A 22,805-nucleotide genomic window follows, 5' to 3' on the forward strand; every position below is an offset into this window, starting at 1 on the left:
TGTTTCCCGCAAAAGACCCATGGCCGAATCCTTCCAGCTCCGCCTCGCCGACAGCCGCATGCTGGCGCCCACCGTGCGCCACCTCGCCTTCGAGCGCGTCGATGGCCAGCCGCTGGCCTTCGTGCCGGGGCAGTTCCTGCAGATCCATTTCCACTACGAGGACGGCACCGCCACCAAGCGCAGCTATTCGGTGGGCACGGTGGGCGACGGCGCCTCGCCGGTGATGCGCATCGAGATCGCGGTGAGCTACGTGGAGGGCGGTGCGGCCACCCGCCTGCTCAGCGAGCTGCCGATCGGCGGCGTGATCGAGGCCAGCGGCCCGTATGGGCGCTTCTGCCTGCAGCCGGGCGACGCCAACGGCCGCTACCTGCTGCTGGCCACCGGCACCGGCGTCACGCCGTACCGCGCGATGCTCCCGCAGCTCGCCGAGCTGGTGAAGCAGGGCCGCGAGGTGGCGCTGCTGTATGGCGCCCGCAACGAGGCCGAGCTGCTTTATGGCGAGGAGTTCGAGGCCTTCGCGCAGGCCCATCCCGGCTTCAGCTTCTACGGCTGCCTGAGCCGCCAGCCGCGCGCGGTGCCGCGGCCGAACGACCGCCCCGGCCATGTGCAGCACGCGCTGGCCGGGCTGGCGCCGGCGGCGGAGCGCGACATCGCCTATTTGTGCGGCAACCCCAACATGGTGGATGCCGCCTTTGCCGCTCTGAAGGAGGCCGGCCTGCCGGTCGCGCATATCCGGCGCGAGAAATACGTGTCCTCGCGCTGAGCGCTTGTTCAAAGTCTCGGTACAACCCAACCACCCCCTCCCGGCCTCCCCCTGCTAGCAGGGGGAGGAGTCAAGTCACGCATGCTCTTGGCCCCCTCCCCTGCGTGCAGGGGAGGGTTGGGGAGGGGTGCTCGTGGCTAACCGAGGACTTGGTCGGTTGCGGCTTAACGGCATGCGAACGCCGCTTTTAAGTTCTGCAAACGACGGCCGCTAAAAACGCCGTAGGCCTCCCGTTTCCGACCCCATAGTGTGATGCACTTCACACTGTCGAGACCTGCCCCGGGTTCCGATATCAAGCCCCGGCATACCACGCCGATAGACCCGACAAGTGCTCCCTCGTTTCGCAGCGGGGCGCCGGAAGGGGTGTTTATGAAAGGCTGGATTCGCAGGACCTGGATGGGATGCGCCATCGCCTTGGCACTCGGCGCGGCCCCGGCGCATGCAGAGGGCGGGCGCATCACCTTCGTGGGAGCCATCGTCGCCCCGACGTGCCATGTGGCCGGCCTGCCGGACGTGGCGCCAGGCAGTTCGCACGGCGGCTGTGGCGCGGCGCCGGGCCATGCATCGGTGCCTGTTGCCCAGTATCGGCAGGAGGTCGTCCCGCTTGAGCACGCGGCCGGCACGCAGGATCGCCTGCTGGTCTATTTCGCCGGCTATGCGAGCATGGCCAAGGCGCAGGTGGTGACCCGCACCTACGAGTGATGGCTCACTGGTAGGTGATGGTGTATTGCACGCTGGCGCTCACGGTACCGGCCGTGGCCTTTCCGGTGGCGTAGTACTGCGCGAAGTAGTTGAGCGTCACCGCGTCGTTCACGACCGGGAAGGTCCCCGAGTTCTGCGCCTTGGCGGTCGTTCCGTGCAGGTTGATGGCGGAGCCGGCGTTCGCGCTCCCCCCGGCGCCGTTCAACAGCCGCACCTCGACGTTCCTGGCCGAGCCGCTGTTCTGCAGGTTGCCGGTGTTCCGGTCCACGTTGCCGCCACTGAAGGTATTGGTCGCCACGCTGAGGCCGTCGGGGCAGCCGGTGATGGCGATGCTGAAGGGGGTGGTGCCCGCCACGCTGCCGTTGGCGGCCAGGTCCGCCGTTTCCACGCCCGGCAGCGGCACGGTCAGGCCGGTGCCCGCCGCCACCGCGCAGGTGGGCGCGGTGATCGTGATGGTGCCGAGGTTGAGCGAGGCATGCAGGCTCTGGCTGGTGGAATCGACGCTGCCGCCCGCGATGTACCACCAGAACGGGATCAGGGTAATGGGGCCGATGGTGCCGGGCGGGACATTGCCGGAGGTGGTCTTGATCAACTGGGCGGTGTAGTTGGCGACGACCGCGCCCGAGTAGCTGCCCTGCGACGTGCCGGCCGGCGCCGTGACCGAGCCCGGCACGTAGCCGGCCGTGCTGGTGGGTCCGCAGGCCAGGCAGGTATTGCTGGTGGCCTGTACCGGCGTGGCGGTGACCAGCAGCGCCAGGCCAGTGATGCCGGTTGCGAAGGTAATGCCGGGGCCGTTCGGGTTGTTGGTGCTGTCCCGCGTCGCCAGGTTCTGGCCGGCCTGGATGGTCGCGGTGTAGTCGGCCGCGTGCGAGGTGGTCGCGGGCAGGCCCGAACAGTTGAACGTGATCGACGCCGTGCCGGTGGCGTTGGGGATCGGGCCAGGCGCCAGGTTGGCCGGCACGTTGATCGTGCCGGGCAAGCTCAGCGTGGCCGAGCTTGCGGTGCAGTTGGGGCTGGCGGCCTCGGCCTTCGGCATCCATCCGAAGAAGGCCAGGGCCAGCAGCGCCACCCCCAGTAGCCGCGTGCGGGACGAGGCGTGGCTATCGCATAGCATCATGGAGCACTCCTGACGGCCTGCGTGACCGAGGCGGGGCGCAGGCAGGTCGCCCCGATCTGCTGGTAGGCCTTGGCCTGCCTGCCTTTTTCGCGCGAGGGCAACTGGTAGGCGAAAGAGCAGGACCGCGGTGTGCCGTCGTCGTCCTGCCAGCGCACGGTCAGCCGGCCCGACGCCTCGACGCCGCGGACCAGGATCTGCCCGTTCTGGCCCACCACGCCCAGCGACATGTCCTTCTCGTTGAAGACCTCGGCGCCGAAGGGCAGCGCTTCGCCATCGTCGAGCTGCGAATGGACGATGAGCGTACGACCGTTCTCGGTCTTGAAGCTCAGCATCACGATGGCGCCGGCGTAGGGCGCCACCTGGGCGCTGGTGGCGTCGAGCTGCACGTCCAGCGGCAGGCCCTTCGGATCCACCTGCACCGTGTTGAGGTTGTAGGGCGTCAGGTAGGGCACGATGGCGTAGCCGAAGCGATCCACCCGGATGCCGCCGCCGCTGTTCACGCGGGCGCCCTCGGCCCCCGGCGCGTGCACGATGCCCACCGTATCGCTGATGGGTTGGCCGAAGGTGACGCCGCCGGGATGCGCGATGACGGAGCCGCTCAGGCCCAGCGAGGCCTGCGAATAGCCGTCGCCCTTGCCGTAGCTGCCGTTGAGCAGCGCGAACGGGCTGCGATAGCCCAGGTTGACGCTGCCGGCATTGCCGTTGCCGCCCGGGCCATGGGTGGCGGTGGCGGTGTAGTTGTACTGGTTGTCCGAGCCCAGCGCGCCGTTCACCATGGCCTGCTCCTGGCTGCCGGCCTGCTGGTCGTGCGAGAGGTTCAGCATGATGTTCGGCGCGTGCGCGCCACCGCCGAGCGGAATGCTGAGGTTGACGAAGAACTGGTTGTCGTGGCGACCCGTCGGATCGACCGAGCGGGTCGCCGAGACGTTGTAGTTCATCCGGTGGAAGGTGTTGCTGTAGCCCACCTGGAACTGCGTGTCCGTGCCGCTGTGGTTCCAGTAGTCGCGCACCGAGGCATTGGCGTAGACCGAGCCGCCACGCCCACCCAGCGGCTGGCTCAGCGAAAGGGTGAAGTCGCTGCGCTGACGCTCCACGCCGGCCGCCGTGACCAGGGGGGTGCCCGCCGTGCTCCCGTTGAGCGCGGCCTGTTGCGCGGGCGTGAGCAGGCTGGGCGCGGCGACACCGTCGATCGTGGGCGCCACTGGCACCGCGGCGGCGCCGAAGGCGTCGAGGCCATGCCGTACGTAGTCGCGCGCCTGGGCGGCATCGGTAAGGCTCAGGAAGCCGCCGGTGGAATAGCGGTAGGCGGCGACCGACAGCTGGGTCTGCGTCGATGGCACGATCTTGCTGTACGTCACGCGCACGCTCTGGCCCGACTGCGTCGAGTAGCCCGGGATGTGCGCCTGGGCCTGGGTGAGGTCCAGCGCCAGCGCGCCGAAGCGGGTATCCACGGCCGCGCCGACGAGCGCGGCGCCATAGCCCTGGGAACCCGCGATGCCGGCATAGCCGGTCAACAGGTTGCTGAAGCCGTGCTGCAGCGTGGCCTGCACCACGGCGGGCCGGTCCTTGATGGAGGCCACGCGCAGCTCGCCGGCCGCGATGTCGAAACGGGTGATGCCCGGGCGCAGCAGCTGGGCGATCGAGGCATAGGGCACGGTGAAGGTGGTCACGCGGCCGTCCGCTTCGTTGACGGTCACGTCCAGGTTGCCGCCATAGCCGGTCGGGTACAGGTCGGTGATCGCGAATGGGCCGGGCGCCACCGTGGCCTGGTAGATCTGCACGCCGTTCTGCCGCACGGTCACCCGGGCGTTGGTGTTGGCGACGCCACGGATCACCGGCGCGTAGCCTTGCAGCGATTGCGGCAGCATGCGATCGTCGGTAGCCAGCTGCACGCCGCGGATGCCGTAGCTGTCGAACACCGCGCCGTCGGTGTAGCTGTCGCCGACGGTCAGCACCGCGCGCAGCGAAGGCAGGTCGCGCTGCAGGTAGGTATCGATGTTCTGCCACTTGCGGCGCGCGGGCGCGTTGGACGTGGCCGACTGCCAGGTCATGGTGCCGTCCTCGCGCAGGTGCCACAGGCCGACATTGACGCCGCTGTTGATCCCCAGGTACGACGTGGTCTGGCTGGTGCCCTGGTTGCTGGCGCGGAAACTGTTGAAGTTGTAGTTGAGCAGCGCGGCCGGCACGCCCTGGTCCCAGTATTCCGGGCTCACGTAGCCGCGCGGCGCCTGGCCCAGGTAGGCCTGCGGCACGCTCGTGTCCAGCCGCAGCTGCGACATGTCGAAGCTCATCGACGCATCGGGAATCAGCGCGCCGATCGCCACGCAAGCCGAGGGCTCCTGCAGGCGCGCGGTGTCCTGCTCGGACAGCTGGGGATGCAGGCCGAGCTGGTCCAGCAGCTTGCGGTCCAGGCAGGGCACGGCATTGGCGTCCGGCGACGGGGCGACGAAGCGCACGGCGGCGCGGCCCACCCAGGCACTGTTGAGGTAGACGTCGACGTTGTAGCTGCCCGGCAGCACCGGGTTGCCGCGCTCGAAGCGCGAGAGGTCGGTGGTGTTCTGGCCGGCGCCGGACAGCAGGCTCCGGTCGAAGTCGGCATAGCCGCCGGTCGCGCTGGCATCCGCGCCCGCCGCCGGCATCGCGGCGGCGGCCGCCAGGCCGGTCCAGCCCGCCAGCGTCGCGGCGATGGCCGCGCTGAGCAGGGCGCGGCGGCACGCCACGGACCAGCGCGGGTACGGCTGGTTGGCGGCGTGCGCGACGCTCACGGCGACACGCTTCCCTTCAGCGGGACGTCGGCGCCGAAATCGTTGATGCAGTCATAGCTGACGACGCTCCCGTCCGCCGGCGCCTGCTTCAGGTCGACCACCGGCAGGCTCAGGTCCGAAAGCGGCGCGACCATGCCGGTGTCGGCCTTGTGTTCGGCGCCGCCGGCGGACACCGTGATCTGGCTGATGGTGACGTAGTAGGGCGTCGGGTTGTGCACCACCAGGGCGACGCCGCCGGCCTGGGCGATGGCCTTGAAGCGCAACTCGCCGGGTGCCTTCAGGGGATCGCCGGCCAGGCCGGCCGGGCGATAGAACAGCTTCAGCCGCGAGCGGATCGCCAGCTGCATGTAGTTGCTGCTCTGCGGTTCCAGGCTGTTGGGCTTGGGCGGCACTTCCAGCACGTTCAGCCAGTACACCGTCTCGCGATCGGCGGGCAGCGGCTGTTCGCTGTGGGTGAACAGGATGCGCAGGTTCTGGTCGCGGCTCGGCTCCATGCGGAACAGCGGCGGCGTGATGAGGAAAGGCGTCTGCACCTTGTCCGGGGTGGACATCGGGTCGCCGTTGTCGACCCAGGCCTCGATCAGTGCCGGCGTCGTGTTCTGGTTGGTCAGGCGAACCGTGGCCTCGCCATCCTTCGCGGGAAAAATCACCCGGGTGCCGGCGATGATGACGTTGGCATGGGCGGTGGACGCGGCGCAGCCGAAGGCCACCAGCGCCACGGCGATGGCGCAAGTCGAGAACTTCATGGCGATCCCAATACAGAGGAGCGGATGCGCTGCGGCCGGCGGACCGGCCGCAGCGAACGGCTGGGTGCGCGATTACTGGTAGTTCAGCGCGTACTGGACGGAGGTGTTGACGGTACCGGCCGTGGCATCGGCCTTGGCCGCCACATAGGCCGCGTAGTAGGTGAAGGACAGCGTGGACGTGCCGGAGGTCGGCAGGTTCGCGGTGCCCGCGCCCTGGCTGCCCGAGGCGTTCTGCAGCGTGAGGGCGTTGCCCAGGCTCTGGTCGCTGGACAGCACGACCTCGACGTTGCTGCCGCCGTTGCCGGAGGTCACGGTGTTGGCCAGGTAGCCGTTGGCGGCGTCGATGTTGGCGCCGGTGAAGTAGGGGTACACCTTGCTGGCGTTGGCGGTGGCGCCGCAGTTGCTCAGCGTCAGGGTGACGGGCGTCCAGCCCACCGCGTTGCCCTGGGTCAGGGCGGTGGTGTCGTAGTAGGGGGTCAGGTTGACCGTCTGGCTGGCAGGTCCGTTGTTGACGCTGACGGTGCAGGTCGGCGCGATCACCTTGCCGGTGAATGTGATGGTACCGCTGGTGACCGGCGTGGCGGCGTTGGCTACGGCCACGGCGCCGAGCGAGGCGGCGATCACGGCGGAGATAAGAAGCTTTTTCATACCCATGTCCTTTGAACGTGTAGTGGATACATCGTGTTGATGCGCTTCCGGACCACGGGCTGGCGCCCCCCCGATTGCGCTGTCTGCTTCTCTGGTGCCGTCTCTGCGGGCGGTTTCCAGATCGCTTACCCACCCATAGCAACCACTGTGCCAACCCCGGAAAGGGCCACTGCCATGGCCTGGATCGGGTTTTCCGGTGAATTTGCTAAGGCGGGACGGCGATTTGTTAAGCCGGATCAGGTCACTTCGGGCCCGAAGTGCGGCTCAATGTGCAAATTGTGTCACATTTTTGGACTTTTCTTATTGCGTTCGACCTAAAGTTAGGGTCCTGGCTGCCGATATGCGGCGTCGATGTAAAGCGTGCTTGACATCTTGCCCGGGCAGGCTCTACCGTTGTGTCAAGCGTGCTTGACAGTGGATGGGCATCGACATGACGGACCGGGCGGAACCTTCCAGGCGTGGACGGCCCTTGCACCTGTGGCCTGCCTGGGCTCGCTGGCTGGTGCTGGCGCTGGGTTATGCGCTGCTGCTCGGTGGCGGCTGGGCCATGGCCTGGGGAGAAGGCCCGTTGCGGGTACTGGGATTGCTGGCCTTCGCGGCGTCGATGCCGTTGCTGATCCACGCCGGACGCGCGGCGATGCGCGAACGCAGCCGCCAGGTCGACCGCCGCTATGCGCGCGAATTCATGCCGGCCATGGTCGCCTACATGTTGCTGATGATCTATGTGTGGCCGCTGCAGAAGGGCATGGCACCCGGCTGGCCCAAGCTGGGCATTGCCATCCTGCCGGCCCTGCCGGTGCTGTGGGTGATCGTCGCCTCGATCCGCTACGTGCTGGGCAGCGACGAACTGGAACGCCGCCAGCAGCTGGAAGCCCTGGCGATCGGCGCCGCCATCGTCAGCGTGGCCGCGATGACGATGGGCTTCCTGGCCTCGGCGGGTATCTTCCAGGTGGACGGGGCATTGGTGCTGCTGTTGGTGTACCCGGCGCTGTGCCTGACCTATGGCATCACGAAATGCTGGCTGGTCTGGCGCCAGCGTGGCGAATGAACAACCGCATCCGCGAACTGCGCGGCGATCGTGGCTGGTCGCAGGCCGACCTCGCCGAGCGGCTCGACGTGTCGCGCCAGACCGTCAATGCCATCGAGACGGGCAAGTACGATCCAAGCCTGCCGCTGGCCTTCAGGATCGCGCGGCTGTTCGACCTGGCCATCGAATCGATTTTCGAACCCGAACCCTGAGGGGCCGGGAATACAGTGCACCACCCTGAGGGAAGGAGGGGAGAGACATGGCAATCCAAGGGCGGACCGCCCTGCGCATAGGTGTCGTGGCCATCGGCCTCGCCGCATTGGGATGGAATCATTGGCATCGCCAGCATGCCGCCGCGCCGCCGGACGATGGCGCGGCCGTCGCCGTGGATGCCCCTGCGCGAGCGGCGGAGCCGGCCAGGCCGATGACCTGGCAACTGGGTTCGCTGACCTTGCATCCATGCGAGCTGGGCCAGCCCAACAGCGGCCTGTCCACCGCCGCCTGGTGCGCGCCGTTCGAGGTGCCGGAGAACCGCGACGATCCGCACAGCCGCAAGATCGGCCTGAAGCTCGCGGTCATCCGCAGCAGCGCCCAGGTGGCCAGCAAGGACATGCTGGTGCTGCTGGCCGGCGGCCCCGGCCAGGCGGCCACCGAGTCGTGGCCCGGCGTCGCCCCGGCCTTGCAGTCGCTGACCGCGCATCGCCACGTGCTGCTGCTGGACCAGCGCGGCACCGGCGGTTCCCACCCGCTCACCTGCAAGGACGACAACGCGGGCGGTGACAGCGTCGCCGACGATCTCGATGCGCATCCGGACAAGCAGCGCGCACAGATCGAGCAGTGCCTGCGCCAACTCGAAGACAAGGCCGATCCGCGCTACTACACCACCACCATCGCCGCCGAGGACCTGGAGGACGTGCGCCGGGCGCTGGGCTCGCCCAGCTTCGACCTGGTCGGCGTGTCGTACGGCACGCGCATGGCGCAGCAGTACGCCATGCGCCATCCCGAGGCAGTGCGCAGCCTGGTGCTGGACGGCGTGGTGCCCAACGAGCTGGCGCTGGGCGAGGATTTCGCGCGCAACCTGGATGACGCGCTGAAGGCGCAGTTCGCCCGCTGCAGCGCGGACGAAGCCTGCCGCCGCCGCTTCAACGACCCGTACCAGACGCTCTACCAACTGCGCGACGCGCTGCGCGCCAACCCGCACAAGGTCAGCTTCCGCGACCCGCAGACCTACCAGAGCGTGCAGCGCGTGCTCAGCGAATATTCGCTGGCCAGCGTGGTGCGTATGTTCGCCTACACGCCGCTGACGGCGTCGCTGCTGCCGCTGTCCATCGACGCCGCCGCGCACGGCGACGTAGGGCCGCTGCTGGGCCAGGCCAAGCTGCTGTCAGGCGACCTGTCCGACAGCATGAACGACGGCATGCAACTGTCGGTGATCTGCAGCGAGGACGCCGACCTGCTGGCGCCGCGTCCGGAGGATGCGCACACCATCCTCGGCACGCGCATGGTCGATACCCTGCGCAACGTCTGCACGGTATGGCCCAAGGGCACCCGCCCGGCCGATTTCCACCAGCCGCTAAAGACCGACAAGCCGGTGCTGCTGCTTTCGGGCGAATACGACCCGGTGACGCCGCCGCGCTACGGCGAGCAGGTGGCCAGGAACCTGCCACGTTCGCGCCACCTGGTGCTGACCGGCCAGGGCCACAACGTCATCAACGCCGGCTGCGCGCCGCAGCTGGTCAAGCGCTTCATCGAGAACCCCGACCCCAAGGCGCTGGACGCCAAGTGCCTGGGACGCCTGCGGGCCACGCCGATGTTCGTCGACTTCAACGGAGCCACGCCATGATCGAGGTAAAGGACCTGCACAAGGCGTTCGGCGCGGTGAAGGCGGTGGACGGCGTCAGTTTCGCCGCCCGCGACGGCGAGATTACCGGCCTGCTCGGCCCCAACGGCGCCGGCAAGACCACCACGCTGCGCATGCTCTACACCTTGATGACGCCCGACCGCGGCCAGGTGCTGGTGGACGGCATCGACGCCGCCGCCGATGCGCTGGACGTGCGCCGCCGGCTCGGCGTGCTGCCGGATGCGCGTGGCCTGTACAAGCGGCTGACCGCGCGCGAGAACATCGACTACTTCGCGCGGCTGCACGGGCTGCCCGAGCCGGCGCTGGCGGCGCGGCGCGAGGCGCTGGTGCAAGCGCTGGAAATGGAGGACTTCGCCGACCGGCGTACCGAGGGCTTCTCGCAGGGCCAGCGCGTCAAGACCGCGATCGCCCGCGCACTGATCCACGATCCGCGCAACGTCATCCTGGACGAACCCACCAATGGCCTGGACGTGATGGCCACGCGCGCGCTACGCCAGTTCATGCTGCGCCTGAAGGCGGAGGGCCGCTGCGTGCTGTTTTCCAGCCACATCATGCAGGAGGTGGCGGCGCTGTGCGACCGCATCGTGGTGATCGCCAACGGCCGCGTGGTGGCCGACGAATCCCCGGCGGCGCTGCGCGAGCAGACCGGCGAGGCCAACCTGGAAGACGCCTTCGTGAAGATCATCGGCAGCGAGGAGGGCCTGGCCGCATGAACATGGAAAAAACCAACGTCGCCGTGATCCGCGTGCGCGCCTTCCTCACCGTGTTCCTCAAGGAAGTGAAGGAAAACCTGCGCGACCGCCGCACCCTCGTCAGCGCTTTCCTCACCGGCCCGCTGCTGGGGCCGCTGATCCTGGTGATGATGCTCAACCTCACCCTCAACCGCGAGTTCGACAAGGCCGAGAAGCCACTGCCGGTGCCGGTGATCGGTGCCGAGCGCGCGCCCAACCTGCTGGCGGCGCTGAAGGCCAACGGCATCGATCCCAAGCCGCCCATCGCCAACCCCGAGCTGGCGGTGCGCCGGCAGGACGCCGACGTGGTGCTGCGCATCTCCCCAGACTACGCCACGGCATGGGGCAAGGGCGAGCCGGTGCAGGTGGAGCTGATCTACGACTCCTCGCAGCGCGACGCTAACACCGCGGTGGAGCGCCTGTCGCGCCTGGTGGAAAGCTACGCGCACGAGCAGGGCGCCATGCGGCTGGTGGCGCGCGGGTTGTCGCCCAGCACGGCCTGGCCGGTGGTGGCGGCCAGGCGGGACCAGGCCACCGCGCAGGCGCGCGCGGCGCTGGTGTTCTCGATCCTGCCGTATTTCTTCGTGCTCACCGTGTTCATGGGCGGCATGTACCTGGCGATCGACCTGACCGCCGGCGAGCGCGAGCGGCAATCGCTGGAACCGCTGTTCGCCAATCCCGTGCCGCGCTGGAAGATCCTGGCCGGCAAGCTGGCGGCGATCTGCACCTTCTCGGCGGCCAGCCTGCTGATCAGCCTGTGCGCGTTCGCCGTGGTGGGGCGCTTCATTCCCACCGAGAAGCTGGGCATGGAGCTGGACCTGGGCCTGCGCTTCGGCGGCCAGGTGCTGCTGCTGATGCTGCCGCTGATCGTGCTGCTGGCCGCGCTGCAGTCGATGGTCGCGGCCTTCGCCAAGAGCTACCGCGAGGCGCAAACGTATCTGTCGCTGCTGATGTTCGTGCCGGTGCTGCCGAGCATCCTGCTCGCCAGCATGCCGATCAAGTCGCAGGGCTGGATGTACGCCGTGCCGCTGCTGGGCCAGCACCTGGGCATCATGCAACTGCTGCGCGGCGACGGCGTGGAGCCCTCGCAGTTGGGCCTGTGCCTGGCCGGCAGCCTCGTCGCCGCGGCGGTGGCGGTGCTGGCGACGGCACGCCTGTACCAGTCCGAGCGGCTGGCGATCTCGGGCTGACCCGCTTCCTTCCTCTCCTCCCAAGGGAGAGGGGCCCGGGCGCGGTACCATGGGTTTTTTCCTTGCCGAGAAACCCATGCGCCGCCGCCTGCTTGCCTTGAGCCTTCTTGCCGCCCTCGCCGGTTGCAGTTCGCACGGCAAGGGCGAAGCCGCCTCGTCCACGGCGCCTGCCCCTGCGCCCGCCGCGATCGTGCCGCCGCCGTCCACCGACGCCGACCAGGCCGCCCAGCGCATGGCCAGCTACGCCCCGGTCAAGCTCACCGCCGACCTTTCCGCCTTCGACGACAGGCAGAAGCGGATGATCGCGCTGCTGGTGCAGGCGGCCGACGTCACCAACGACCTCTACTGGCAGCAGTCATGGGGCGACAAGGCCGCGCTGATGGCGCGCATCCCTGACGAGGTGACGCGCCGCTACGCCGAGATCAACTATGGACCCTGGGATCGCCTCGACAACGACCAGCCCTTCGTCGCCGGCGTGGGTCCGCGTCCACCGGGCGCGCAGTTCTACCCGGCGGACATGAGCAAGGCCGAGTTCGAGCAGGCCGACCTCAAGGACAAGGCCGGCCTCTACACCCTGCTGCGCCGCGATGCGCAGGGCAAGCTCGCCACCGTGCCCTACCACGAGGCGTACAAGGCCGACCTCGATCGCGCCGCCGGCCTGCTGCGCCAGGCCGCCGCGCTGTCGGCCGACAGGGATTTCGCCGGCTACCTGAAGAAGCGCGCCGACGCGCTGCTCAGCGACGACTACCGTCCCAGCGACTTCGCCTGGATGTCGATGAAGGACAACCCTGTCGATATCGTGATCGGCCCGATCGAGACCTACGAGGACCAGTTGTTCGGCTACAAGGCCAGCTACGAAAGCTACGTACTGGTGAAGGACCAGGCCTGGAGCGCCCGGCTCGCGCGCTTCGCCAGATACCTGCCCGAACTGCAGCGCGAGCTGCCGGTGGAGGAAAAGTACAAGGCCGAGAAGCCCGGCTCCGACGCCGACCTCAACGCCTACTTCGCGGTGTACTACGCGGGCGGCGCCAACGTCGGCGCCAAGACCATCGCCATCAACCTGCCCAACGACGAAGAGGTGCAGCTGAAGAAGGGCACACGCCGCCTGCAGCTGGAAAACGTGATGCGGGCGAAGTTCGACGCCATCATGCTGCCCATCGCCAAGGCGCTGGTCGCCGACGACCAGCAGTCGCACCTCACCTTCGACGCCTTCTTCGAGAACACCATGTTCCACGAGGTGGCGCACGGCCTGGGCATCAAGCAGACGCTCACCGGCAAGGGCCTGGTGCGCACCGCGCTGAAGGACCAGGCATCGAGCTTCGAGGAAGGCAAGGCCGACATCCTGGGCCTGTACATGGTCGCCAAGCTGGCCGAAAAGGGCGAGCTGGACAAGGCGAAGCTGATGGACAACTACGTGACCTTCCTCGCCGGCATCCTGCGCTCGGTGCGCTTCGGCGCCAGCGACGCGCACGCCAAGGCCAACATGGTGCGCTTCAACTTCTTCCAGCGGCAGGGCGCCTTCACGCGCGACGCCGCCACCGGCCGCTACCGCGTCGACTTCGACAGGATGACCGCGGCGATGAACGCGCTCTCGGCCAAGCTGCTGACCATCCAGGGCGACGGCGACTACGCGGCAGCCAAGCGACTCACCGACAGCATGGGCAATGTGAGCCCCACCCTGGCCGGCGACTTGAAGCGCCTGGATCAGGCCAGCATCCCGGTGGACGTTACCTTCGAGCAGGGCCTGGACGTGCTGGGCCTCGCCAGGCCCTGACCGAAATTCACCGTAGGAGCGCACCCAGTGCGTGATCTCGACCTCGCGCACTGGATGCGCTCCTACAGCACATGCCGGCGAGCCCCGATTGGCCGGATGGTGGCGTGATGCGACGTTCAGCGGATGAAATCGTCATCCGGTCACCGTGCCTTGCGCCTGGGTCGCGTGTCGCTGCCAGGTCATGTCTATCTGCTCACTACCACCACGGCCTATCGCCGTTCCCTTTTCAAATCCGAAGATTCGGCTCGGACTGTTTCCCGTTGCATGGTCGATACCGCCTGCTGGGGCGATGCTTGCGTACTGTGTTGGGTGCTGATGCCGGACCACTGGCATGGACTGGTGAAGCTTGGCATGCGAGATGGCCTGTCCACCGTGATGAACCGCTTCAAGGGCTTTACCGCACGGCGTTTGCATTGTCTTCAGCCTGGCCTGGTTTGGGGGCGAGGCTTCCATGATCGTGCCTTGAGATGCGATGAAGACATCAAGGCCGCCGCACGCTATGTCGTAGCTAATCCGTTGCGCGCCGGACTGGTGAGCAGCGTTCTCGACTATCCCTATTGGGACTGCGTCTGGCTATGACGCGGGCTTCCCTGTAGGAGCGCACCCAGTGCGCGACACAGCTCTGTCTTGGATCGCGCACTGGGTGCGCTCCTACATCGGTTTGATACTCGGCCCCGCCGCCTCGCCCAGATGACAAAGATTTCATGCGTCATCGATTGACGCGGCCTGTTCCGCGGTCGTAAATGGCGACGTGAAACCACTACCAGGGAGCATTGCCATGACGGTAAGCAAGGGTTGGGTGATGGGGCTGGCCGGAGCGGCCGCCCTGCTGGGCGCGGGACTCGTGCTGGCCGATAGCGGCGAGGACGCGCTGGCCAAGCAGCGGCAGGCTTATGTCAAGGCGGTGGGGCGCGTGGTCGAGGGCATCCCGAGTACGGCGACCGTCACGTCGCTCGATCCGCTGGGCGAGCACCGTATCGCCCTCTACACGGTCGATGGGCCGCACAAGGACATCTGGCTGGTCACCACGGACGAGGGCTGTCCGGCGCCCGTACCGGCGACGGACCGCATCGTTTCCTACAATGCGAACCACCAGGCCCAGCCTTGCCGGGTGGTCCGCATCCAGGCGGTGGACCAACAACAGCTGGCGCTGGGGCTGCGGCTCGCACATGCCCGGCCTAACATGCCTTCGGCTGCCGAACCGGTGCCGCCGGATTACCTGCGCCTGGGAGCCGAATTCCAGGCGGCGGCCCTGACCGATAACGGCCGTACGCGCTGACCCAGTCCGTCCCGGGGCGCCAGGTATGAAGCGCACTGAGGCGCGGTTATAGCGCTGTGCATCCACTTGCCAGGGAGCATTGCCATGACGGTAAGCAAGGGTTGGGTGATGGGGCTGGCCGGAGCGGCCGCCCTGCTGGGCGCGGGACTCGCGCTGGCCGACGGCGGCGAGGATGCGCTGGCCAAGCAGCGGCAGGCCTATGTCAAGGCGGCGGGCCGCTCGGTAAAGGGCATACCGGATACGGCGACGGTTACCGCCCTCGATCCCTTGGGCGATCATCGTATCGCCGTCTACGCGATCGATGGGCATAGCAACGAAATCTGGCTGGTGACCACCGACGACGGTTGCCCCACGCCCGTACCCGCGGAAGGACGCATCGTCTCCTACGATGCAAACCACCAGGCCCTGCCCTGCCGGGCGGTGCGCATCCAGACGGTCGATCCGACGCCCTTGGCCGCAGGGTTCGGCCCGTCGCGCCACCAGCGTCCGCCCGGGATGGCCGGGAACGAGTCGGCGGCGGATCTGCAGGTCGAGACCTCGGCCAATGCCGCCGTCATGACGGCGGGCGGACTCACGCGCTGACCTGGCTGGTTTCGCTGGATCAGGCCGCCAGGTGCGCAGCGGCCCAGTCCGCCACCGCTTCGGGATGTTCCAGGTGCAGGTGATGCCCGCCGTCCAGGTGGGTCACCGCGATGTCGCGCACGCAGGCGGCGCGCGCCTGCATGGCCGGGCCGGGCAGGTAGGGCGTGGCCGGATGCGCCAGCAGCAGCGCGGTGGGTGCCTCGATGCCTTGCAGCAGGGCGTGGACCTGCGCCTCCGGCAGGCGCAGTGGCGAGGGCCGGTTCAGGCGCGGATCGCTGCGCCAGCGCCAGCCGTCCGCATCTTGGCGCAGGCCGCGTTCCACGATGGGCCGCGCCTGCTCCGCGGGTAGGCCGCTGGCCAGGGTGCGCGCGCTGATGGCGGTCTCGATGGAAGGAAACGCGCGCAATGAGCGCCCGGTGGCCTGGCTGGCCAGTGCATCGCGGAAGCGGCGCAGGGTGTGGTGGCCGTCATCGCCGATCGGGCCCAGGCCCTCGACCAGCAGCAGCCGGTCGATGCGTTCGGGCGCGGCGGCCGCGACCAGTGCGGCGATGCCGGCGCCCAGCGAATGCCCGAGCAGGTGGCAACGGGACAGTTCCAGTGCGTCGGCGGCCGCCAGCACGGCGCGCACATGGTCGATGAAGTGGTAGTGCATGCCGGGCGGCAGGTGGTCCGAATGGCCGTGGCCGGGCAACTCCAGCGCGATCACCTGCCAGCGGCCAGCCAGCAGCGGCGCCAGGCGGGCGAAGCTGCCGGCGTTGTCGAGCCAGCCGTGCAGCGCCAGCAGCGGCGGCGCGTCCGCGCCGCCCCAGGCCAGCGCGCGCAGGCGCAGGTGCGGCAGCGCGATGTCGCGTTCGACGGGCGCCATGCTCACGGGGCGCGATCCGCGAACTCCGGCCAGCCGGCGCCCTGGCGCCGCAGCAGGGCGGCGAGGCTGGCCACCTGTTCCGGCGAATCGTTGAGCGCGGGGATGTAGCGCAGCGACTCGCCGCCGGCCTCGCGGAAGAACGCCTCGTTCTGCATCGCGATCTCCTCCAGCGTCTCCAGGCAATCCACCGCGAAGCCGGGGCAAGCCACGTCCAGGGTCTTGATGCCCTCGGCGGCCAGTCGGCGCACGGTGGCATCGGTATAGGGTTCCAGCCACTGTTCGCGGCCCACCCGCGACTGGAAGCTCACCAGCAATTGCGACTCGTCCAGGCCCAGCCGCTGGCGCAGGGCGCGGGTGGTCGCCAGGCATTGCGCGAGATAGGGATCGCCTTCCCGCACGTAGCGCGCGGGAATGCCATGGAAGGACAGCAGCAGCTTCTCGCCGCGCCCGTGCGTGGCCCACCACGTTTCGATGCCGCGCGCCAATGCCTCGATATGGCCGGCATCGTCGTGGTAGTCGTTGACCAGGCGCAGTTCCGGCGGCCAGCGCAGCGCCTTTATGGCATCGGCCACGGCGTCGATCACCGAGCCGGTGGACGTGGCCGAATACTGCGGGTACAGCGGCAGCACCAGCAGGCGGCGCACGCCCTCGCGCTGCAACCGGGCGATCGTGTCGCGCACCGATGGCCGGCCGTAGCGCATCGCCAGCGCCACGCGCACCGGCGCCGCGCAGGATGCCGCCAATGCTTGCCGCAATGCGGCCGCCAGCGCCTCACTGCCGACCCGCAGCGGCGAGCCCTGCGGCGTCCAGATGCGCCGGTAGGCATGCGCCGAGCGCGCGGGCCGCACGCGCAGGATCACCCCGTGCAGGATCAGCCACCACAGCCAGCGCGGGTAGTCGATCACCCGCGGGTCACCCAGGAATTCGGCGAGATAGGGGCGTACCGCCCTGGCGGTAGGCGCCTCCGGTGTGCCCAGGTTCACCAACAGCACTGCCGCCTGAACGGATGGGTCATGGGAATCACCGGCCGGGCCGGTATAGTCATGGCTACGTGGCATCGTGGCGTCGGCGGGAAAGACCGCGGCAAGTCTGCCACAAGCCGCCGCAGGCGCCGCGGAAGGCGTCGCCGCAGGCCGCCATCCGAATTCATGTTCCAGGAGTCGTCCATGTTCAAGGCATCGTTGCATCGCGTATTGCTCGCCCTGTCGGTCCTGCTGCTGCCCGCGGCGGCGGTCCATGCGGAGGACCCGCCGCTGGTGCGCGCGCAGAACGCGGTGCGCGTGCTGAAGGAGATCATGGAGGCGCCGGACAAGTCGATCCCGACCGACCTGCTGAAGGAGGCCAAGGCCATCGCGGTGATCCCTGACCTGCTCAAGGTCGGCTTCGTGTTCGGCGGCCGCCGCGGCGAGGGCCTGATCTCGGTCAAGGGGCCGGACGGCACCTGGTCCAACCCCAGCTTCATCACCATGACCGGCGGCAGCGTGGGTTTCCAGGCCGGCGCATCGTCCACCGACGTGATCCTGGTGTTCCGTACCCAGCGTGGCGTGGACAGCATCGTCAACGGCAAATTCACTCTGGGCGCGGACGCGGCGGCGGCGGCCGGCCCGGTGGGCCGTACGGCCACCGCCTCCACCGACAGCCAGTTCAAGGCCGAGATCTACTCCTATTCCCGCTCGCGCGGCCTGTTCGCCGGCGTGGCCCTGGATGGCTCGGCGCTGCGCATCGACTACGACGCCAACGAGGCGATCTACGGAAAGGGTGTGACGCCGCGCCGCATCTTCGAAGGCGGGGTCGGCAACGTGCCCGGCCCGGTGGTCGATTTCAGGGACCGCCTGGAGGAGTACACTCAGCGCTGATGTGGAGCGGCGGCGCGGCAGCGCGACGGGATCGTTCCGCCGTCCAGACATCTCGAGGCCAGATCCATGAGCATCACCCATCTACTCATCCTGCTCGTCGTCGTCGTGCTGATCTTCGGCACCAAGAAGCTGCGCAATATCGGCGGAGACCTGGGCGGGGCCGTGCGCGACTTCAAGAAGGGCCTGGATGGCGACGAAGACAAGCGCGACCCGTCCGAACGCCTGCGCGCCGACCCGCCGGCTGGCGCCAACCAGACCCAGAGCCAGCACGACGCCGCCGAGTCCAAGTAAGCCGGTTGGCGGGCCATGATCGAGATCAGCTTCGGCAAGCTGATACTGCTCGCGCTCGTCGCGCTGATCGTGCTTGGCCCGGAAAAGCTGCCGCAGGCGGCGCGCACGGCCGGTGCGCTGATGCGCCGCGTGCGCACCGGCTGGGACAGCGTGAAGGCCGAGGTGGAGCGCGAGCTGCAGGTGGAGGAAATCCGCCGCCAGGCCCGCGAGGCCGCCGCGCGGGCCCAGGCCGCCCAGGCCGAGCTGGACGAAACCCTGCGCAAGATGCGCCCGACCGGCGGCGCCTCGGCGGAGGCCCCGGCACCATCGCCGGAAGCCGCCGTCGCCGACGTCGCAGCGGCCAAGGAGACTCCGCATGGCGGCGCCTGAACTGGAAGGCCCCGACGACGGCGGGCTGGAAGAAAGCCTGTTCTCGCACCTGATCGAGCTGCGCTCGCGCCTGCTGCGTGCCATCGTGGCCGTGCTGGTGGTGCTGGCGGCGCTGATCCCGTTCGCCAACCGGCTCTATACCGAGCTGGCCGCGCCGCTGGTGTCGCGCCTGCCCGCCGGCGCGCACCTGATCGCCACGGAAGTGGCCAGTCCGTTCGTGACGCCGCTGAAGCTGGCGTTCTACGCCGCCCTGTTCATCGCCATGCCGGTGGTGGTCTACCAGCTGTGGGCTTTCGTCAGCCCGGGGCTGTACCGCAACGAGAAGCGCCTGGCCCGGCCGCTGCTGGTGGCGGCGCTGCTGTTGTTCTACCTGGGCTGCGCGTTCGCCTATTTCCTGGTGCTGCCGGCGGCGTTCCGCTTCCTCACGGCGGTGACGCCGCAGGGCGTGGAGATGATGACCGACATCACGCATTACCTGGATTTCGTGATGCTGATGTTCTTCGCCTTCGGCCTGTGCTTCGAGGTGCCGGTGGCGGTGGTGATCCTGGCCGCGATCGGCGCGGTGAGCCTGGACCAGCTGCGCAGCGGGCGCCGCTATGCCATCGTTGGCGCGTTCGCCATCGCCGCCTTCATCACGCCGCCGGACATCACCTCGATGATCATGCTGGCCATTCCGATGTGCCTGCTCTACGAGCTGGGCATCCTGGCGGTGCGCTGGCTGCTGCATCCCGCCAAGAAGGCCGAGGCGGCATGAGCGATGCCGCGGCCCGCATCGCGGAGCTGAAAACCTTGCTGCAGCTGCAGCCGCACGTGGAAGGTGGGTATTACCACCGCTTCCACCCGTCCCTGAAGGCCGCCGGTGGCGGGCGTCCCGCGATGAGCGCCATCCATTACCTGCTCCAGGCCGGCGAATTCAGCCACTGGCACCGCGTGGACGCCGAGGAGGCCTGGCATTTCGTCGAGGGCGAACCGCTGGAGCTGCTGATCTACGACCCCGGGAACAAGCGCCTGGAGCGCCGCTGCCTGGGGCCGCTGGCCGAGGGCCGGACGCCGGTGGCGGTGGTGCCGGCCGGCGCGTGGCAGGCGGCGCGGCCGCTGGGCCGCTATGCGCTGGCGACCTGCCTGGTGGCGCCGGGCTTCGAATACGACCGGTTCGAGCTGCTGGCCGAGGACGACCCGCTGGCAGGCCACCTGGCCGGGCTGGCGCCGGAGATCGGGTTCTAGCCTTGCGCCCTCTCCCCGCCGGGGAGAGGAGGCCGGGGGTTCAGTGCTTGGAGGCCGCCGGCGCCACGCGGTTCAGTACCAATCCCTTCAGCACGTTCAGCGCCTGCGACAGCGCGTAGTCCTGCGTGGCCAGCTTGGCGTTCTCGGCGCTGCCGTCGTTGTCGATGTCGTGCTTCTGGCCGTCCTCGTTGGCGAGGTGGTTGGGCAGGTCGGCCTCGGAGCTGATCAGGCTCGGCGCGCTGTCGGCCTTGTTCACCGCCAGGTCGGCCAGTGCGATGTCGGGCTTGATGCCCTCGGCCTGGATCGAGGTGCCGCTGGGGGTGTAGTAGCGCGCGGTGGTGATCTTCACCGCGTGGTCGGCGTCCAGCGGCAGCACCGTCTGCACCACGCCCTTGCCGAAGGTGCGCCGGCCGATGATGAGCGCGCGGCGGTTGTCCTTGAGCGCGCCGGAGACGATCTCCGCCGCCGAGGCCGTGCCGTTGTCCACCAGCACCACCATCGGCGCGCCATTGAGCAGGTCGCCCGGATGCGCCTCGAAGCTGAGGTTGGAATCCTGCAGGCGCCCGCGCGTGGTGACGATGGTGCCCGCGTCGAGGAAGTCGTCGCTCACCCCCACCGCCGCGGTGAGCAGGCCGCCGGGATTGGAGCGCAGGTCGAGGATGGCGCCCTTCTGCGGGCCGTTCTTGCGGATCAGCTCGCCCAGCTTCTTTTCCAGGTCCGGCGCGGTGTCGTCCTGGAACTGGCTGATGCGGATATAGGCGTAGCCCGGCTCGATCTCGCGCGTCTTTACGCTGGTGACCGAGATGCGTTCGCGCACCATCGGCATGTCCACCGGCTTGTCGCTCTTCTCGTGCAGGACGGTGAGCGTGATCTTGGTGCCCGGGTCGCCGCGCAGCTCCTTGAACATCTCGTCGATGTTCTCCGAGTCCACCGGCTTGCCGTCCACCTTGACGATGGTGTCGCCCGGCTTGATGCCGGCGCGGGCGGCCGGCGTGTCGTCGATGGGGGCGATGATGCGCAGCGTGCCGTCCACCTGCAACACCTCGATGCCGAGGCCGCCGTACTGGCCGGTGGTGTCCTCGCTTAGCTCGGCCAGGCCGTCCTTGTCCAGGTATTCGCTGTGCGGGTCCAGGCCGCTGAGCATGCCGCTGATGGCGGCCTTCATCAGGGTCTTGTTGTCCACCGGCTCCACGTAGGCCTGGCGCACGATCTCATAGACGCGGCTGAAGTTGCGGATGTCGTCCAGGTCGACCCGGTCGGGCGTGGACGCCGACGCGGCGGCGGCGGGAGCGGCCTGCTTGCCGGGGGCGGTCTGGGCCTGCGCCAGCGGTGCCGCCAGCAGCAGGACGGCCAGGCTCAAAGTGGGAAACCGCATGGTATGGGAAACTCCGGGAACGATGGGGGCGCGGCCGGCGGCGAGGCTCGATGACAGCTTGGACCGCCGGATGTCGCTGAAATTCAATGCTATGGCAGGCAGCCTAGCCTGCGACGCCGCATGCCCGGCGTCAACGGCGCTGGCTCAGCCACGTGCGCGGGTCCACGGGCTTGTTGGCCTGGCGCAGCTCGAAATAGACGCCGGTATTGACCCCGGTGGGGGCGGCGGCGGTGCCGACCGCCTCGCCGGCGGACACTTGATCGCCCACGCCGCGCAGCAGTGTTTCGTTGTTGCCGTACATGCTCATCCAGCCGTTGCCGTGGCTGACGATCACCAGCATGCCGTAGCCGCGCAGGAAGGCGGCGTAGACCACCCGTCCGGCCGCCACCGCATGCACCTCGCTGCCGCCCGGCGCCTTGATAAGCACGCCGTTGCCGTAGCTGTTGACCACGCCGCTGGCCGGCCACGGCAGGTTGCCGCGGATATTGACCAGGCCCTTGCCGGGTGGCGGCGCGGCGCTGCCGGCATTCGCCTTGGCGGCGCGCTCGGCCTCGCGGGCCGCCTCGTCGATGGCCTTCTGCAGTTTGTCCACCAGTTGGTTCAGCGAGGCTTCGTTCTGCTTGAGCGCGGCCAGCCGGGAGGCCTGGTCCTTGTACTGGGCGTCGGTGTCGGCCACCAGCCGGGCCTGGGCGGCGCGCTGCTGCTCCAGCGCCTTGGCCTGGGCCTGGCGCTGGGCGCGGGTCGCCTCCAGCGCCTGCTGTTCGGCGGTGATCCGGGTTTCCAGGTCCTGCAGGCGCGCCAGGTCGCCCATCAGCTTCTGCACGCGGGCCACGCGGTCCTCCTGGAAATACTTCGAATAGGCCAGCGCCTGGGCGATGCGGGCCACGTCGTCATCGCCCATCAGCAGGCGCAGGTCCGAACCGCGACCCAGGGCGTAGGTGGCGCGCAGCAGGTCGGCGATGGCAGCGCGCTGGCCTTCGAGGTTCTTCTGCAGCTCGGCGCGCTGGGCCTGCAGCTGTTCCAGCTCCTTCTGCTTGGCGTCCAGCTGGGCGTCGGTCTCGCGCACAGCCTTGGCGGCGCCGGCCACGGCGTTGGCTTGCCTGGCCAGCTCGGCGGTGGCGCTGTCGCGCCTGGCGGCGGTCTCGGCCTGCGCCTTGGCCAGGGCCTCCATCTTGCTGCGCACGTCCGATAGCTTCTTCTGCGCCTCAGCCTGCTCGGCGCGGGTCTTGCCGTCCTGCGCCCATGCGGGCGGGAGGGCGAGGATGAGGGCGAGCGCGCCGGCCGCGGCGCAGGCAAGGGGGGAGGCAGGATGGACGGGTTTGGGCATCGGAGGATTATCACAGAGCACGGCGACGGCGCGCGAGCCGCTGAGACGGTGGCGTCCCGGGGGCTCATCGCGTCTTTACGCCCCGTGGCGCGGAGGCGCAGGGCGCATCGATGGATCGCCGGAAAGGAGCCGGCGTACCGTCGTTGTCACTTCGCGCTAACCGGGCCGATACGTCGCCCGGGGCAGGATGCGCGCGTTGTCCTGCGGACAAGCCATGCTTCCATGTGAAACTTTCATTTGGACGTATAGATTGCTTTGACGCGGCGCATCAAGTTGTGGTGTAGTCGAAGCCACACTCGGATACGTGGCAGCA

General features: G+C 68.7%; 24 protein-coding genes. 16 read left to right on the plus strand and 8 right to left on the minus strand.

The genetic code is table 11. The features are described from left to right. The first annotated feature begins 19 nt into the window (after positions 1 to 19). A complete protein-coding gene (locus MJ605_RS13840) occupies positions 20 to 763 on the plus strand; it encodes an FAD-binding oxidoreductase (RefSeq protein WP_243042122.1) in 744 nt (247 codons plus the stop codon). Between the two features lie 369 nt (positions 764 to 1,132). Beyond that, on the plus strand, positions 1,133 to 1,465 hold the full coding sequence (locus tag MJ605_RS13845; protein ID WP_243042123.1) for a hypothetical protein: 333 nt from the start codon (positions 1,133 to 1,135) through the stop codon (positions 1,463 to 1,465). 4 nt (positions 1,466 to 1,469) lie between these two features. Here MJ605_RS13845 and MJ605_RS13850 read toward each other — a convergent pair whose 3' ends face one another. From MJ605_RS13850 to MJ605_RS13865, 4 genes are all read right to left on the minus strand, one after another. Continuing rightward, positions 1,470 to 2,582, minus strand: a complete 1,113-nt coding sequence (locus MJ605_RS13850; protein WP_243042124.1) for a fimbrial protein — start codon at positions 2,580 to 2,582, stop codon at positions 1,470 to 1,472. After that, entirely contained in the window at positions 2,579 to 5,347 is a 2,769-nt protein-coding gene (locus tag MJ605_RS13855; protein ID WP_243042125.1) for a fimbria/pilus outer membrane usher protein, read from the minus strand. The genes MJ605_RS13850 and MJ605_RS13855 overlap by 4 nt, the downstream gene beginning before the upstream one ends. Next, on the minus strand, positions 5,344 to 6,093 hold the full coding sequence (locus MJ605_RS13860) for a fimbrial biogenesis chaperone (RefSeq protein ID WP_243042126.1): 750 nt from the start codon (positions 6,091 to 6,093) through the stop codon (positions 5,344 to 5,346). Before MJ605_RS13860 ends, MJ605_RS13855 begins: the two co-directional genes overlap by 4 nt. Positions 6,094 to 6,165: 72 nt before the next feature. Continuing rightward, positions 6,166 to 6,741, minus strand: coding sequence for a fimbrial protein (locus MJ605_RS13865; protein ID WP_243042127.1), 576 nt, complete (start codon positions 6,739 to 6,741; stop codon positions 6,166 to 6,168). A gap of 469 nt (positions 6,742 to 7,210) precedes the next feature. Here MJ605_RS13865 and MJ605_RS13870 point away from each other — a divergent pair, with 469 nt between their 5' ends. From MJ605_RS13870 to MJ605_RS13910, 9 genes are all read left to right on the plus strand, one after another. Further along, positions 7,211 to 7,789 carry a hypothetical protein gene (locus MJ605_RS13870; RefSeq protein ID WP_243042128.1) on the plus strand — a complete coding sequence of 193 codons (579 nt, stop codon included), beginning with the start codon at positions 7,211 to 7,213 and terminating at the stop codon, positions 7,787 to 7,789. Then, entirely contained in the window at positions 7,786 to 7,980 is a 195-nt protein-coding gene (locus MJ605_RS13875; RefSeq protein ID WP_243042129.1) for a helix-turn-helix transcriptional regulator, read from the plus strand. The genes MJ605_RS13870 and MJ605_RS13875 overlap by 4 nt, the downstream gene beginning before the upstream one ends. 47 nt (positions 7,981 to 8,027) lie before the next feature. Beyond that, the gene (locus MJ605_RS13880) at positions 8,028 to 9,611 is read left to right on the plus strand and encodes an alpha/beta hydrolase (protein ID WP_243042130.1); all 1,584 of its coding nucleotides are present in this window, start codon (positions 8,028 to 8,030) and stop codon (positions 9,609 to 9,611) included. Continuing rightward, positions 9,608 to 10,342: an ABC transporter ATP-binding protein gene (locus MJ605_RS13885; protein ID WP_243042131.1), complete on the plus strand. Its 735-nt coding sequence runs from the start codon at positions 9,608 to 9,610 to the stop codon at positions 10,340 to 10,342. The genes MJ605_RS13880 and MJ605_RS13885 overlap by 4 nt, the downstream gene beginning before the upstream one ends. A gap of 2 nt (positions 10,343 to 10,344) precedes the next feature. Next, positions 10,345 to 11,550 carry an ABC transporter permease gene (locus MJ605_RS13890; RefSeq protein WP_243042251.1) on the plus strand — a complete coding sequence of 402 codons (1,206 nt, stop codon included), beginning with the start codon at positions 10,345 to 10,347 and terminating at the stop codon, positions 11,548 to 11,550. Between the two features lie 76 nt (positions 11,551 to 11,626). After that, on the plus strand, positions 11,627 to 13,324 hold the full coding sequence (locus MJ605_RS13895; RefSeq protein ID WP_243042132.1) for a dipeptidyl-peptidase 3 family protein: 1,698 nt from the start codon (positions 11,627 to 11,629) through the stop codon (positions 13,322 to 13,324). 123 nt (positions 13,325 to 13,447) lie between these two features. Then, the gene (locus MJ605_RS13900; RefSeq protein ID WP_243042133.1) at positions 13,448 to 13,903 is read left to right on the plus strand and encodes an REP-associated tyrosine transposase; all 456 of its coding nucleotides are present in this window, start codon (positions 13,448 to 13,450) and stop codon (positions 13,901 to 13,903) included. A gap of 199 nt (positions 13,904 to 14,102) precedes the next feature. Then, on the plus strand, positions 14,103 to 14,603 hold the full coding sequence (locus MJ605_RS13905) for a hypothetical protein (protein ID WP_243042134.1): 501 nt from the start codon (positions 14,103 to 14,105) through the stop codon (positions 14,601 to 14,603). An 84-nt stretch (positions 14,604 to 14,687) separates the two neighbouring features. Beyond that, positions 14,688 to 15,185 carry a hypothetical protein gene (locus MJ605_RS13910; RefSeq protein ID WP_243042135.1) on the plus strand — a complete coding sequence of 166 codons (498 nt, stop codon included), beginning with the start codon at positions 14,688 to 14,690 and terminating at the stop codon, positions 15,183 to 15,185. A gap of 19 nt (positions 15,186 to 15,204) precedes the next feature. Here MJ605_RS13910 and MJ605_RS13915 read toward each other — a convergent pair whose 3' ends face one another. After that, positions 15,205 to 16,050: an alpha/beta fold hydrolase gene (locus MJ605_RS13915; RefSeq protein WP_243042252.1), complete on the minus strand. Its 846-nt coding sequence runs from the start codon at positions 16,048 to 16,050 to the stop codon at positions 15,205 to 15,207. Between the two features lie 2 nt (positions 16,051 to 16,052). Beyond that, positions 16,053 to 17,108, minus strand: a complete 1,056-nt coding sequence (gene hemH / locus MJ605_RS13920; RefSeq protein ID WP_243042136.1) for a ferrochelatase — start codon at positions 17,106 to 17,108, stop codon at positions 16,053 to 16,055. A gap of 108 nt (positions 17,109 to 17,216) precedes the next feature. Between hemH and MJ605_RS13925 the strand changes: the two genes are divergently transcribed. The 5 genes from MJ605_RS13925 (at position 17,217) to MJ605_RS13945 (ending at position 19,790) form a co-directional block, all read left to right on the plus strand. Next, positions 17,217 to 17,906 (plus strand): lipid-binding SYLF domain-containing protein, encoded by a 690-nt coding sequence (locus MJ605_RS13925; RefSeq protein WP_243042137.1) that lies wholly within the window; start codon positions 17,217 to 17,219, stop codon positions 17,904 to 17,906. 66 nt (positions 17,907 to 17,972) lie between these two features. After that, on the plus strand, positions 17,973 to 18,197 hold the full coding sequence (gene tatA, locus MJ605_RS13930; RefSeq protein ID WP_243042138.1) for a Sec-independent protein translocase subunit TatA: 225 nt from the start codon (positions 17,973 to 17,975) through the stop codon (positions 18,195 to 18,197). Positions 18,198 to 18,212: 15 nt separating this feature from the next. Further along, positions 18,213 to 18,566: a Sec-independent protein translocase protein TatB gene (tatB, locus tag MJ605_RS13935; protein ID WP_243042139.1), complete on the plus strand. Its 354-nt coding sequence runs from the start codon at positions 18,213 to 18,215 to the stop codon at positions 18,564 to 18,566. After that, entirely contained in the window at positions 18,553 to 19,320 is a 768-nt protein-coding gene (gene tatC / locus MJ605_RS13940; RefSeq protein WP_243042140.1) for a twin-arginine translocase subunit TatC, read from the plus strand. Before tatB ends, tatC begins: the two co-directional genes overlap by 14 nt. Continuing rightward, the gene (locus MJ605_RS13945) at positions 19,317 to 19,790 is read left to right on the plus strand and encodes a cupin domain-containing protein (RefSeq protein WP_243042141.1); all 474 of its coding nucleotides are present in this window, start codon (positions 19,317 to 19,319) and stop codon (positions 19,788 to 19,790) included. Before tatC ends, MJ605_RS13945 begins: the two co-directional genes overlap by 4 nt. A gap of 40 nt (positions 19,791 to 19,830) precedes the next feature. Here the strand turns inward: MJ605_RS13945 and MJ605_RS13950 are convergent, their stop codons facing one another. Then, entirely contained in the window at positions 19,831 to 21,165 is a 1,335-nt protein-coding gene (locus MJ605_RS13950; protein WP_243042142.1) for a S41 family peptidase, read from the minus strand. 130 nt (positions 21,166 to 21,295) lie between these two features. Continuing rightward, the gene (locus MJ605_RS13955) at positions 21,296 to 22,492 is read right to left on the minus strand and encodes a murein hydrolase activator EnvC family protein (RefSeq protein ID WP_243042143.1); all 1,197 of its coding nucleotides are present in this window, start codon (positions 22,490 to 22,492) and stop codon (positions 21,296 to 21,298) included. Between the last annotated feature and the right edge of the window lie 313 nt (positions 22,493 to 22,805).

The sequence above is a fragment of the Dyella sedimenti genome, from assembly GCF_022760995.1.
Taxonomy (GTDB): domain Bacteria; phylum Pseudomonadota; class Gammaproteobacteria; order Xanthomonadales; family Rhodanobacteraceae; genus Dyella; species Dyella sedimenti.